At 72.3% G+C, this 12,816-nt stretch carries 12 protein-coding genes; 7 read left to right on the top strand and 5 right to left on the bottom strand.

Features of this window, described 5'->3' with window-relative positions:
* Positions 1-124: 124 nt before the first annotated feature.
* The 5 genes from CC117_RS05235 (at position 125) to CC117_RS05215 (ending at position 5,295) form a co-directional block, all read left to right on the top strand.
* Positions 125-1,111 (top strand): ACP S-malonyltransferase, encoded by a 987-nt coding sequence (locus CC117_RS05235; RefSeq protein WP_071082600.1) that lies wholly within the window; start codon positions 125-127, stop codon positions 1,109-1,111.
* The gene (locus CC117_RS05230) at positions 1,108-2,049 is read left to right on the top strand and encodes a beta-ketoacyl-ACP synthase III (RefSeq protein WP_071082599.1); all 942 of its coding nucleotides are present in this window, start codon (positions 1,108-1,110) and stop codon (positions 2,047-2,049) included. The genes CC117_RS05235 and CC117_RS05230 overlap by 4 nt, the downstream gene beginning before the upstream one ends.
* A 186-nt stretch (positions 2,050-2,235) precedes the next feature.
* Entirely contained in the window at positions 2,236-2,484 is a 249-nt protein-coding gene (locus CC117_RS05225) for an acyl carrier protein (protein ID WP_018636883.1), read from the top strand.
* Positions 2,481-3,707: a beta-ketoacyl-ACP synthase II gene (gene fabF, locus CC117_RS05220; protein WP_071082598.1), complete on the top strand. Its 1,227-nt coding sequence runs from the start codon at positions 2,481-2,483 to the stop codon at positions 3,705-3,707. The genes CC117_RS05225 and fabF overlap by 4 nt, the downstream gene beginning before the upstream one ends.
* A 184-nt stretch (positions 3,708-3,891) precedes the next feature.
* Complete coding sequence (locus CC117_RS05215; RefSeq protein WP_071082597.1) at positions 3,892-5,295, top strand: acyl-CoA carboxylase subunit beta; 1,404 nt, start codon at positions 3,892-3,894, stop codon at positions 5,293-5,295.
* A 77-nt stretch (positions 5,296-5,372) separates the two neighbouring features.
* Here CC117_RS05215 and CC117_RS05210 read toward each other — a convergent pair whose 3' ends face one another.
* Positions 5,373-5,903 (bottom strand): DUF222 domain-containing protein, encoded by a 531-nt coding sequence (locus CC117_RS05210; protein WP_071082596.1) that lies wholly within the window; start codon positions 5,901-5,903, stop codon positions 5,373-5,375.
* A 281-nt stretch (positions 5,904-6,184) separates the two neighbouring features.
* Between CC117_RS05210 and CC117_RS05205 the strand changes: the two genes are divergently transcribed.
* The gene (locus tag CC117_RS05205) at positions 6,185-7,579 is read left to right on the top strand and encodes an MFS transporter (protein WP_071082595.1); all 1,395 of its coding nucleotides are present in this window, start codon (positions 6,185-6,187) and stop codon (positions 7,577-7,579) included.
* A gap of 39 nt (positions 7,580-7,618) precedes the next feature.
* On the opposite strand, the gene CC117_RS05200 is transcribed toward CC117_RS05205, so the two are convergent.
* The gene (locus CC117_RS05200; RefSeq protein ID WP_071082594.1) at positions 7,619-10,072 is read right to left on the bottom strand and encodes an AAA family ATPase; all 2,454 of its coding nucleotides are present in this window, start codon (positions 10,070-10,072) and stop codon (positions 7,619-7,621) included.
* Between the two features lie 2 nt (positions 10,073-10,074).
* The gene (locus CC117_RS05195) at positions 10,075-10,740 is read right to left on the bottom strand and encodes a hypothetical protein (RefSeq protein ID WP_071082593.1); all 666 of its coding nucleotides are present in this window, start codon (positions 10,738-10,740) and stop codon (positions 10,075-10,077) included.
* 534 nt (positions 10,741-11,274) lie between these two features.
* On the opposite strand from CC117_RS05195, the gene CC117_RS05190 reads away from it, so the two are divergent.
* Positions 11,275-11,709 carry a hypothetical protein gene (locus CC117_RS05190; RefSeq protein ID WP_071082592.1) on the top strand — a complete coding sequence of 145 codons (435 nt, stop codon included), beginning with the start codon at positions 11,275-11,277 and terminating at the stop codon, positions 11,707-11,709.
* Positions 11,710-11,768: 59 nt separating this feature from the next.
* On the opposite strand, the gene CC117_RS05185 is transcribed toward CC117_RS05190, so the two are convergent.
* A complete protein-coding gene (locus CC117_RS05185) occupies positions 11,769-12,068 on the bottom strand; it encodes a DUF6457 domain-containing protein (RefSeq protein ID WP_071082591.1) in 300 nt (99 codons plus the stop codon).
* A 94-nt stretch (positions 12,069-12,162) separates the two neighbouring features.
* The gene (gene mobA, locus CC117_RS05180; RefSeq protein ID WP_241829851.1) at positions 12,163-12,768 is read right to left on the bottom strand and encodes a molybdenum cofactor guanylyltransferase; all 606 of its coding nucleotides are present in this window, start codon (positions 12,766-12,768) and stop codon (positions 12,163-12,165) included.
* Positions 12,769-12,816 lie beyond the last annotated feature (48 nt).

Here is a 12,816-nt window from a genome sequence, read left to right as displayed (position 1 = left end):
GACCCGCCGGGGGACTAACGTACCGTCGGCGCCAGCCTTTTGTAGGGCATCGACAACGAGCCGTCGAGACATCGGTGACTCAGCGCCAGCGACAACGACCAGCCGCACGGGGTTAGGTGGAGACGTGCTCGCGATCCTCGCACCGGGACAGGGTGCCCAGACGCCCGGACAGCTACGTCCGTGGCTGGAGCTCGACGGCGTCGAGTCCCGGCTGCGGTGGTGGTCGACCGCCGTCGGCCTGGACCTCATCGACCTCGGCTGYGAGGCACCCGCGGAGACGATCCGGGACACCGCCGTCGCCCAGCCACTGATCGTCGCGACCGGCCTGCTGGCCGCCGAGCAGCTCGGCCTGCTGCCGATCACCCCCGCCACCGGTTCCGGTGCGCGCGCGGTGCTCGCCGGCCACAGCGTCGGCGAGATCACGGCCGCGGCGATCACCGGCTCGCTCACTCCGGAGGCGGCGTTGCTGTTCGTCGGCCTGCGCGGCCGGGCGATGGCCCAGGCGGCGGCCGTCACCCCCACCGGTATGACCGCCCTGCTCGGCGGCGACCCGGAGGAGGCCACTGCCGCGCTGGAGGCGCTGGGGCTGACCGCGGCGAACCGCAACGGCGCCGGCCAGATCGTCGCCGCCGGCACCCTCGACGACCTCGCGAAGCTGGCCGAGGCACCTCCCGCCGGTGCGAAGCTGCGCCCGCTGTCGGTCGCCGGCGCCTTCCACACCCGTCACATGGCCCCGGCCGGTGACGCGCTGCGTGCCGTCGCCGGCGGGATCGTGCCGGGCACCCCGGCGCTGGGTCAGCTCTCCAACGCCGACGGCGCGCTCGTCCACGACGGCGCGGACCTCGTCGCCCGGCTCGTCACCCAGGTCGCCGCCCCGGTCCGTTGGGACCTGTGCCTCGCCGCCATGCGAGAGGCCGGCGTGACCGCGGTCATCGAGCTTCCGCCGGCGGGCACACTGGCCGGCATCGCCCGCCGCGAGCTGCGCGGCACGAAGATCGTCGCCGTGAAGACCCCGGACGACCTCGACGCGGCGCGCGCCCTCGTCGCCGAGTACCTGCCGCCGCCGGCCGTGCCGGCCCAGGCGGCCGCGCTCGTCGGGGCGGCCTCATGAGCCCTGCTGGCGCGGGCCTGCTCGGCCTCGGTACCTACCGCCCGGCCCGGCTGGTCACCAACGAGGAGCTCATCGGCGTGGTCGACACGTCCGACTCCTGGATCCGCACCCGGACCGGCATCGTGACGCGGCGCATCGCCGACGAGGAGGAGTCCACCGTCGCGATGGGGACCAGCGCGGCGGAGAAGGCCCTGGCCTCCGCCGGGCTCACCGCCACCGACGTCGACGCGGTCATCGGCGCCACCTGCACCGCGCCGTCACAGATCCCGGGCACCGCCCCGCAGATCGCCGCGCGGCTGGGGGCGTCCACCGCCGGCACCTTCGACATCAACGGCGGCTGCGCCGGCTTCTGCTACGCCGTCGCCACCGCGGCCGACATGGTCCGCGCCGGCAGCGTGCGGCACGCGCTGGTCGTCGCGACCGAGCGGCTCTCCGACTACACCGACTGGAGCGACCGCTCCACCTGCGTCCTGCTCGCCGACGGCGCGGGCGCGGTGGTCGTCGGCCCCGCGGAGAGTGGGATCGGCCCCGCGGTCTGGGGTCACGACGGCTCCCGGCCGGAGGCCATCCAGGTACCCGGGCGAGGCGACAACGCCTTCCGGATGGAGGGCCCGGCAGTGTTCCGCTGGGCGATCTCCCTCGTCCCCACCCTGCGGACGGTCTGCGAGCGGGCCGGTGTCGAGCCGACCGAGCTGGCCGCGATCGTGCCGCACCAGGCAAACCTGCGTATTGTCGAGGCGCTCRCCGGCGGCCTCGGCGTGCCCGGCATCCCGATCGCCCGCGATGTGGTGGACTCCGGCAACACGTCCGCCGCCAGCATTCCGCTCGCACTCGACCGGATGATGGAAGCCGGTGAGGTGGTGTCGGGCGACCCGGTGCTGCTCTTCGGGTTCGGCGCCGGCCTCACCTACTGCGGGCAGGTGGTCCGTTGCCCCTGAGCACCCGGACCCCCGCCTGGATCCCTGGTACCGGGATCCCCGGCACCCGCATCAGCATGGCGGCCGGACGGTGCCATGCTCCTGCACCACGACAGTCCGGACCGGCCCCCAGCGGGCCATCCGCCCCGCCCCAGCTACCRGCCCAGCCGGGACGCTGACCCCGCATCCTGCACAGGAGGAACCCCCATGTCGCAAGCCGATATCCTCGCCGGCCTCGCCGCCATCCTCGAGGAGGTTGCCGGCGTCGACCCGGCCGACGTCACCGCGGACAAGACCTTCATCGACGACCTGGACGTCGACTCGCTGTCCATGGTCGAGGTCGTGGTGGCCGCCGAGGAGAAGTTCGGTGTGAAGATCCCGGACGAGGACGTCAAGACCCTCAAGACCGTCGGCGACGCCGTCTCCTACATCCAGCGGGCGGGTGTCGCCGCGTGACGGCCTCCCCCAGGCAGGTCGTCGTCACCGGCCTCGGGGCTACCACTCCCCTCGGCGGCGACGTGCCGTCCACGTGGGAGGGGCTGCTCTCCGGCCGCTCCGGCGCACGTCGCCTGACCGAGGACTGGGTCGAGCAGCTCCCCGTCCACATCGCCGCCCCGCTGGCGGTCGAGCCTCCGCTGGGCCGGGTCGAGGCGAGAACCCTCGACCGCAGCCAGCAGATGGCTCTGGTCGCCGCACGGGAGGCGTGGGCTGACGCGGGTACCCCGGATGTCGACGCCGAGCGGCTCGCGGTCTGCGTCGCCTCGGGGATCGGCGGGGTGCAGACCCTGCTGCAACAGCACGACGTGCTGCGGGAGCGCGGGCCGCGGCGGGTCTCGCCGCACGTGGTCCCGATGCTGATGCCGAACGGCCCGGCGAGCACGGTCGGCCTGGCGTTCGGCGCCAAGGCCGGTGTGCACGCACCGGTCAGCGCCTGCGCCTCCGGGTCGGAGGCGATCGCGCTGGCGCTGGACATCATCCGCGCCGGCCGGGCGGACATCGTCATCGCCGGTGGCACGGAGGCGGCGATCGCCGCCCTGCCGATCGCCGGTTTCGCCCAGATGCAGGCCCTCTCCCGGCGCAACGACGCGCCAGAGACCGCGTCGCGGCCGTTCGACAAGGGCCGGGACGGTTTCGTCCTCGGCGAGGGCGCCGCCATCGTGGTGCTGGAGTCGGCGGAGCACGCGCAGGCCCGGGGCGCCCGGGTGCACGGCATCCTTGCCGGTGCCGGCATCAGCTCGGACGCCTACCATGTGGCGGCGACCGACCCGACCGGTGCGGGTGCGGCCCGCGCGGTCCGCGCCGCGTTGCGCTCGGCCTCTCTGGAGGCCGATGATGTGATCCACATCAACGCGCACGCGACGTCGACACCGACCGGAGACGTCGCCGAGTCGGTGGGTCTGCGGCTGGCACTGGGTGACGCCCTCGATTCGATCGCGGTCACCTCGACCAAGTCGATGACAGGCCATCTGCTCGGCGCGGCCGGCGCGCTGGAGGCAGTGGTCACGCTTCTCTCGCTGCGCGAGCGTGTCGTTCCGGCGACGCGCAACCTTGACGCGCTCGACGACGAGATCGCTCTCGACGTCGTGCGTATCGACAACCGGAAGCTGGGCGCGGGCGCGGGCCTTTCGAACTCGTTTGGGTTCGGCGGGCACGACGTCTGCCTCGCCTTCACGGTCTAGGAGACAGACGCTTCCCAGGGCACTGTGCCGCCGCGACGGCGGCGGCACACCTGGGAACGCGGCACGACAATGTTCGGCCCGGGCAGTAATCGACGTCCATGCTCATGAGAGCTCACGGCGGGCTTCTGCGTTACCGCCATCTGCGCAGGAGCAGACTGTTACCGCTCAACCGAGGAGACCTACGGTGAGTCTGTCCACCATCGATCGCACCGACCCACGCACGCCCGTGGCGCGGCTGAGCCGCTTCTTCGACCCGGACTCCCTGTCCCTGTTCGCCGCGGCCGACGGCTCCGGCGTGGTCGCCGGGCAGGGGCTCGTTGCCGGCAACGAGGTCGTCGCCTTCGCCACCGACCCGACGGTCCAGGGCGGCGCGATGGGCCGGGACGGCTGCGCACGCATCGTGCACGCGATCGAGTCGGCGGTCCGGATGGGCTGTCCGGTCATCGGCATCTGGCACTCCGGCGGCGCACGGCTGCAGGAGGGCGTGGCCTCGCTCGACGGGGTCGGCCGCGTGTTCGCCGCGACGGTCCGCGCCTCCGGGCAGGTGCCCCAGCTCTCCCTCGTCCTGGGTGCTGCTGCCGGCGGCGCCGCGTACGGCCCGGCGCTGACCGACCTGGTCATCACCGGCCCGGACGCGAAGGTGTTCGTCACCGGCCCCGACGTGGTCCGCTCGGTGACCGGTGAGGAGTGCACCGGGGACAGCCTCGGCGGGCCCGAGGTGCACTCGACCCGCAGCGGTGTCGTCCACCTCGCCTGCGACACCGACGACGCCGCCTTCGAGCAGACCCGTGCCATCACCGCGCTGCTCGCCGACCAGGGCTCGATCGGCCCCGTCCCCGAGCGGGACCTCGGCCAGCTGCTGCCGGAGAACCCGCGGCGCGCGTACGACGTGCGCCCGCTGGTCGCCGGCCTGCTCGACGACGAGGTCGTGGAGCTGCACCCCAAGTGGGCCCGCAACATCGTGACCGCTCTCGGCCGTCTCGGCGGCCGGACGGTGGGCGTGGTCGCCAACAACCCGCTGCGCCGCGGCGGCTGCCTCGACGCCCTCTCGGCGGAGAAGGCGTCCCGCTTCGTGCGCATGTGTGACTCCTTCGGGATTCCACTGGTGGTGCTGGTCGACGTTCCCGGCTACCTGCCGGGTGTCGGCCAGGAGTGGGAGGGTGTGGTCCGCCGGGGGGCGAAGCTGCTCTACGCCTTCTCCGAGTGCACCGTCCCCCGGGTCACCGTGGTGACCCGCAAGGCCTACGGCGGCGCGTACATCGCGATGAACGCCCGCTGCCTGGGCGCGACCGCCGTCTACGCCTGGCCGACCGCCCAGCTCGCGGTCATGGGCGCCGAGGCCGCGGTCGGCATCCTGCACCGCCGCCGGCTCGCCGAGGTGCCCGCGCAGCGCCGCCCGGACGTGATGGCCGAGCTGGCCGAGGAGCATGTCCGCACCGTCGGCGGTGTGGAGCGCGCGGTCGAGCTCGGCGTGGTGGACGCGGTCGTCGCTCCCGCCGAGACCCGCGGGGCCGTGGCCACCGCGCTCGCGGAGGCGCTGGCGGCCGCCCGCCCGGACAAGAACGTGCACGGCAACATCCCGCTGTAGCCAGCGGTACCGGGCGCGGCCGGGTGGTCCTACGTAGGACCACCCGGCCGCGCCCGTTTCCGGCGGCCGCGCACGGCTCACGGCCCGCGCCCGCCTCGCCGTTCGGGCGGATCGGGACGCCCGGAATCCGTCAGCCGGATCCAGGTGCGCACGACGTTGCCCATCTGGCGCGGGTTCATCCACAGCGCGGCACGCGCGAAGATCGGGTCCGCGTTGCGCACCAGGTCGACCCGGCCGCCTTCTGCCGCGGGCGCGATCGCCCGGACGTGCTCGAAGCTGATCGACCCCGACCGGAACGCCTCCGCCGTCACCGGCAGGAACCGCAGCACGCCCGCCACCAGAAGTGCGGCCGTCGTCGCGGGATGCACCAGCCGGCACTCCCGGCGCAGCCAGGCCGCCGCCGAGCGCGCGCCGTCGAGCTGCCACAGCCCCCGCCGGTCGAACTCGGCGAGCAGCCGGATCCAGCTGGCCTCCGTCGCGTCGACGAGCCGGCGCATGTCGATCACGAGCAGCGCCAGCTCGCTGTCCGGCAGCCCGCCCGGATCGACAGTGGCAAGCCTGGCCACCTGCGCGTCGATGTCATCCACCGCCACCCCCTCGATCGGCATTCGTCCTCCGCCACCCGTCCTCCGCCACACCCGTTCGCTGCCGCCCACAGCTCGCCGCACCTCATTATTCGAATGTGTGTTCGATAGTAGTCGGCGAGATCTTCCGACACCAGCCCGCGACGACCACGGCCGCCCGCGGAACACACACGGGCCACGCGAGGGCGACCGGCGACCGGCGACCGGCGACCGGCGACCGGCGACCGGCGAGAAATACTTAGCCTTGCGAAATAAATTTCGCAAGGCACGCGTTGTCGAGGGCGGAGGTACAACGCATGAGACGCATGGCCACGTCAATGGCGCACGGATCTGTCACCCCCCGCACCGCGGAGCCACGAACCGGGACGTTCGCCGCGCTGCAGGTGCCGAACTTCCGCCTCTTCCTGGGCGGCCAGGTGGTCTCCCTGTGCGGGACCTGGATGCAGACCATCGCCCTCGGCTGGCTGGTGCTCTCCCTCGGTGCCTCCGGTACCGAGCTCGGCCTGGTGACGGCGGCCCAGTTCCTGCCGGTCCTGTTGTTCGGCRCCTACGGCGGCCTGATCGCCGACCGCTCGGACTCRCGGCGACTGCTGATCACCACCCAGATCATGCTCGCCGCGCTCGCGGTCCTGCTCGGCATCCTGGACGCCACCGGCACCGCCGAGCTGTGGATGGTCGCGGCAGTGGCGGCGGTGATCGGTCTGATCAGCGCGGTCGACAACCCGACCCGTCAGAGTTTCGTCCAGGAGATGGTCAGCGCCGACCATCTCCCGAATGCCGTCACCCTGAACTCGGTGACGATGAACGCCGCCCGCGTCGTCGGGCCGGGCATCGCCGGCATCCTGATCAGCCTGGTCGGGACGAGCGGCTGTTTCCTGCTCAACGGGGCCTCGTTCGTGGCCGTCGTCCTCGCCCTGCGGCGCATGGATGTCGGCGCTCTGACCCCCTACCGCCCGGTGCCTCGGGCGCCCGGTCAGGTGCGTTCCGGTCTCGCCTATGTGGCGCGGACCCCGGAGCTGCGGATCCCGCTGCTGATGATGGCCGTGATCGGCGCCCTGTCGTACGAGTTCCAGGTGGTGCTGCCGCTGGTGGCCCGCGAGACCTTCGACGGTTCGGCGGCCACCTACAGCCTGTTCACCGGCGCGATGGGGGCCGGGGCTGTCGCCGGCGGCCTGTTCGTGGCCCGGCGTCGCCGGATCGGTATCGGCGCTCTCGCCCTGGCGTCGGGCCTGTTCGGAGCGGTGCTCCTGCTCGCGGCGGCCGCCCCGACGCTGGCGCTCGAGGTCGCCGCGCTGGTCGTCGTCGGCGCGGCGAGCGTCGCCTTCATCTCCACCGGCAATGCGACCGTGCAGCTGGCCGCTGCGCCGGAGATGCGCGGCCGGGTGATGGCCCTCTGGTCGGTGGCGTTCCTCGGCTCGACGCCGGTGGGCGGGCCGATCGCGGGCTGGGCGGCGGAGACGTTCGGTGCCCGCGCCGGCCTGCTGCTGGCCGGCGCCGCCGCCCTCGCCGGCTCCTTCTACGCGTTGTCGTCGCTGCGCCGCGGTGCTGCCCGTGCGGGGCAGGAGGGCACTGCCGCGGACCAGCCCGTCGCCCGCCACGTGCCCACGGCCGTGCTGGTGCCCACGGCCGCGCTGGCGCCCGCCGACGGGATCGAGCCCACCTCCGCACTGGAGCCGGCTGTCACACCGTCCAGGATCTGAAAGCCACCCTGGAGCTGAGTGCCACCCTGGAGCTGAGCCTCAGTTCGTGGTGGACGGGCCCTCGGGCAGCGCACGCGGGGTGGTCGGTGCCTCCTGGGCTGCCGCCTTGCCGAGCTCGGGCAGTTCGCGCAGCCCGTCGTTCTCGTACATCCCCCGGTGGGCGAGTACCTCCGAGCGGTGGTAGGCCTCGGCGACGTCCAGGAAGCCGGGGTCCCGGTAGCGGCGCCCGTCGATGGTCGGGCCGACGGTCCCCTCCATGATGGCTTCGACGTCCTCGCCGGTGAGCGTCTTGTGGGTCTCCAGCGCGTGGGTCAGCGACAGCACCTCACGCCGGTTGGCGGCCAGGACACCCTCGGTGCGCTCGTAGAGCTCCCGCAGTTTGGCCTCGACCTGCTCACCGAACGGCCGGTCCGCGTCGATGGATGCCTGGCCCATCTGGTGCTCGATCATGCTGAGCCGGGAGGCGAGCGTCTCCCCCATCGCCGCCGAGGAGATGTTGCCCGAGACCAGCAGGGTGGCGCTGCGCAGGTCGCCGCCGACGCCGACGGTGTTGTCGCCGTCGAAGAACATCCGTTCGCCGGCCAGCGAGGCGAGCGAGACCATGACCTGGATCTCGATCTCCGACTTCCACATGAACATGCGGTCCTCGACGGCGACGTGCGCGACGAAGCCGCCGACTCCCCCGCGGCGCTCGATGGTCGCCAGGTCGATGACCCGGCCACGCTGGGTGCGGTAGGCGACGACGGCGTGGCAGGCCTCGTGCAGCGCGATGCTGTGCCGCTCGCGGGCGATGTGCTCGTGGTCGTCGGCGAGGCCGTACTCCTTGATCACCCTGGCGCGGAGGATGTCCTGCCAGGTGATGACCTCGCGGCCATCCTTGATCGCCTGGACGAGGGCCTCGTTGACCGTGTCCTTGATGGTGGCGCCGGTCGCCTCGGGGCTCATGATCGCGAGCCGCTCGATCTGCTCGGCCGTCAGCTCGTGGTTCACCTTGGCCAGATAGCCCTCGAAGGTGCGGATCCGGCCTTCCTTGCTGGGGTAGCCGACCTTGTAGATGCGGTCGATGCGACCGGGCCGCAGCAGGGCCTCGTCGAGCGACTGGGGCATGTTCGTCGCCATCATGACCAGGATGCGGTACTTCGGCGGCGGCTTCGGGCGCATGCCGAGGGTGCGCCGCACGACCCGGTTGAGGAAGCCGCGCGGCTTCTTCAGGCCCGACATCTCGGTGAGCAGCGCCTGCAGGGTCCCGTCCATGTTTCCCCCGCCGCCGCCCATTCCACCCATGACGAAGTTGTCCCGCTGCGCGTGGTCGCGGGCGATCTGCGCCTGGGCGAAGGTGTCGAGGTAGGAGAAGCCGTTGCAGGCGTCCACCGACGCCGCGCCCGCCGGCACCCCGAAGGCGCCGTGCCCGGCGGAGAAGACGTCGCGGCCGCCGGCGAACCCGCCCGTGCGGGCGGCACCGGCGGCAAACGGGGTCGCGCCGCCGAGCTTCCCCCCGAAGCCGGTGGCGAGCTGGCCCCGGTTGCCGAGGGTGTCGGCCTCGTCGAAGAACACGATCACGCCGCCGTACCGCAGCGACAGTTTCCGCAGTTTGCGGAACAGCGACTTCACCTTCAGAATGCCGACGCCGACGAACATCGCCGAGAAGGCACCTGGGTCGACGAAGACATAGGGTTTGCCGGTCTCGCCGGCGACCGCCTCCGCGATCAGCGTCTTACCGGTTCCCGGCGGGCCCCACAACAGGATGCCGCCCGGAACGTAACCGCCCCGGTCCTCGATCTCCTCCGGGCGTTCAAGGTAGAACACGTTCTCCCGGACCCGCCCGACGACGTGGTCCTGGCCCCACACGTCGGCGAACCGTGTCTTGATGTCCTCCGGGAAGTAGACCTCGACGCCGCCCTTGGACAGGAACCAGAAGATCGCAACGAACTGGCCGACGACGACCAGCATCAGCATCACGAGCTGCAGCACGTAGGGAATCGCGTCCCAGGCCGCGCCRGGCAACCCGACCGTCGCCTCGAAGAGGGACTCGTCGACGATCCGCGCGTAGATGAACAGGAACAGCGCCAGCGCCACGACGATCTTAAGCGCGCGACTGACCCGGTACCGGTTCCAGTCGTTCAGGCGCTGCAGACGGCGCTCGGCTCGACCGAAGACCTTCTCCGTCCAGAAGCGGTAGTAACCCGCCGACCGCTCGCCGAGAAAGATGTGGATCTGGTGGACGACCTCGAGGCCGAACAGCGCCAGGATCCACCAGCTCGACTCCGCCTGGATGCGGATCGCGTCGCCCCACGTCATCAGTGGGTTGCCCGAGACGTCCGCGGCCACCACGAAGGCGAAGAGCGCCCCGAGCAGAAGCAGGAACTTCACCCTGTCCCAGAGCGCCGCGGGGCGGCGGCGCTGCGACTCGCCCGGCCTCGCGCCGCCGTCCTCGTCCACGGGCCCCGTCACGGTGGAGGATCCCGGACGTCCCACCCGGTCGCGTGTGCTCATGCCTACTGCCCTCGGTCCGTCGGCTTGATGGTGAAGGAGCCCGTGACCTCGCCGATCTGCCCGCCGTGCTGGGCGTAGCACAGCGCCGAACAGGCCAGGACGAGCTGGTAGAGCACGGTCTGGTTCTGGTCCAGCAGGCTCGTCTGATCGATGGTCACCAGGCCTGCCGCCGTGGCCACCTGGTACACCAGGTGCACTCCGTGGACGCCCTCGTCCTGCGCGACCGCCTCGTCGGCCAGCAGCAGGAAGTTCGGCGCCATCCGCGCGCCGTAGGGGTCCTTGCGGACCGCCGCCTCCTGTGCCGCGACCGCGTCGTCGACGGAGACGACGAAGTTGCGCAGGTCGTTCGTGGAGACCGCCCGGGCCTCCTCCGGAAGGAGGTGCCGCACCTGGACGAAGCCCTTCGGCAACGGGGCGTCGGGAACAAACAGGCTCGTCTCGTCGAACTTCTCGGCTGCGTCCAGGCCGACGACCCACTCCCGCGACATCAGGCCGCGAAGCATCTCCGGGCTCACGGTGCGGGCGTCGATACCGAACAGCGCGGGCCCGGRCATCTCCTGATGCGTCCAGCCGGCCGGCACCTTGAGGAACGCACCGTCGTTCTCATTCGTTACATACTGGTAACTGGGCGAGCCGCACCCGACCACAGCGGCCAGGAGCGCGACCACCGCGACGACGACCAGAACGGGGCCGGACCTCGGCCGCGAACATGGCCAGGGTCGTGGCAGTGGTCGTGGCAGGCCACGACTTTTAACCTCCACGGCGATCCTCCAGCCTCGCGAGGTCGATCCCATGGTGCGACTCCGGTCCATGGATCTACACCGGGCCATGGATCTCGTATTTCCCATTGCAAGTGTGACTCATTCCGGTGTGAGGTCGGAGAAGATTCACCGGAAAGAGCAACCGCCGATACCCTCCGTTGTCATGGCCGCCCCCTCCCTGGTGGGTGCGGCGCCGCTCTCCACCCTGCGGGCCCCCAGGTGAGGGCGCCAGTCGGTCACCACCCGGTCTCCGTCCGAGCCTGGCGAAGATTGCGCGGCGCGGGCCCATGAACGCACGATCGGGCCGGCCCCCGGACCCGCGGCAGCGCACCCCGGCCAGGCACGGACGATCAGCGCGAGCGCCGAATATCCGGGGCCTGGAATAGGGCGCAGGAGTACCCAGGTCCGGACAGGTACCCCGCAGGGGGCACACTGTCGGGTATGGCGCATTACCGGCGTGGACGGAAGGTGCCCGCGCTGCCCCCGGTGCGCAGGCACATCGTCGGCGGGCTCACCGTCGTCGCTGTGTTCGTCATGGTGGGCCTGACCGTGTGGCGGCCGATCGCGGCCATCCCCGCCCTGGCAGTGATCGTCGTTCTCGGCGTGCTGGACTTCGTGATCGTCACCAAGTCACCGGCTGCGGAAAGCCTGCCGTCCGGTCCACTGAGCGGCAAGGAGCTCGACTGGGAGTCCGGGCTGATCGAGGCCGCGCCCGGCCTCGTCGACGCGCCCACGCAGATGCTTCCGCGACTGGCGTTCCGCTACAGCCGCGACGCCGAGGACGACGAGCCCGAGCCCGCGGCGGATGACGTCCACACGATGGCCATCGACATGCGTGGCTACCTGGACGAGACCGGCACCGCCCGCATGCGCTGACGGGCATCTGCCGCGCCGCCGGTCGCGGTCGCCGTCGCCATCGCCGTGCCTGCCAGCCGTCAGGCACGAGCGGCGTCGTCCGTCCCGGTGTCCGTGCCGCGGTCGGGGCCGGGGAGCAGCGACAGGACCGTCTCGACCGCTGCGTGCACGTCCGGCCCGCTCCCGCCGGCACGGCCCGCCGCCAGCCCGACCAGGAACGCGGTCAGCGGCGCCGCCGGCCGGGCGACGCCGTGCGCCACCTCCCGGGCGAGGTCGAGGACGAGCGTGGCGTCCACGCTTCCGGGCTCCAGGCCGAGCGCGGCGCTCACCCGGGCGACCCACCCGTCGAGGGCCCGCGAGACTTCGTCGCCACCCGCCATCAGCCTGCCTCCATCCACCGTGTGCCTGCCGGGGCCGTCCCTCGGCTGCTGACCGACGCCGTCCGCCGTCGGTCGCGCCGCCCCTCAGGCTGCGTCATCGCGGCCAGGCCCTGGCGGCGGCCAGCGCTTCGGGATCGTCGCAGTCCAGGCAGGCGCGGGCGTCCGCCGGCACCGTGCGCACCTGCCGGCCTGCCAGCAGCGACCGCACCGAGCGGCCGGCGGGATCGGCCGGCAGCGCGGCCCGGAGCACCGCCGTCCGCCAGGCGGCGGCCAGGTACTGCGACCGCCCGGACGGATCACTCAGCACCGTCGCATCGACAGGGGCAGCGGCGGYAGCAGCAGGGGCGGCAGGGGAGTGCACGTCGAGCCGGTCGAGCAGGCGGCGGATCTCGGCCGCGCCGAGAAAGGGCAGGCCGACGGCGAGAAAGGGCAGGTCGACGGCGAGGATTACGACCACCGGGGCCTCCACCAGGCGCAGCCCGGCGGCGATGGCGACGACGGGGCCCCCGCCGGGCGGGTGCTCACGGGCCCACCTGACCCGCCGAGAACCGGCTGCCCGCGGGCGGGGTGGTCCGACGACGACGGTCGAACGGGCCTCCTCGACCGCGCCGGGCACGCGGTCGAGGAGGCGGGCGCCGTCCACCTCGAGAGTGGCCTTGTCCGCGCCGCCCATCCTCCGGGCCAGGCCGCCAGCCAGCACGATCGCATCCCACGGAGCGCCATCGCCGCCCGTACAGGTGTCGCCGGG

The organism is Parafrankia colletiae (genome assembly GCF_001854655.1).
GTDB lineage: Bacteria > Actinomycetota > Actinomycetes > Frankiales > Frankiaceae > Parafrankia > Parafrankia colletiae.
Note: the sequence above shows the minus strand (reverse complement) of the source record. Positions and strands in the feature narration are given on the sequence as shown.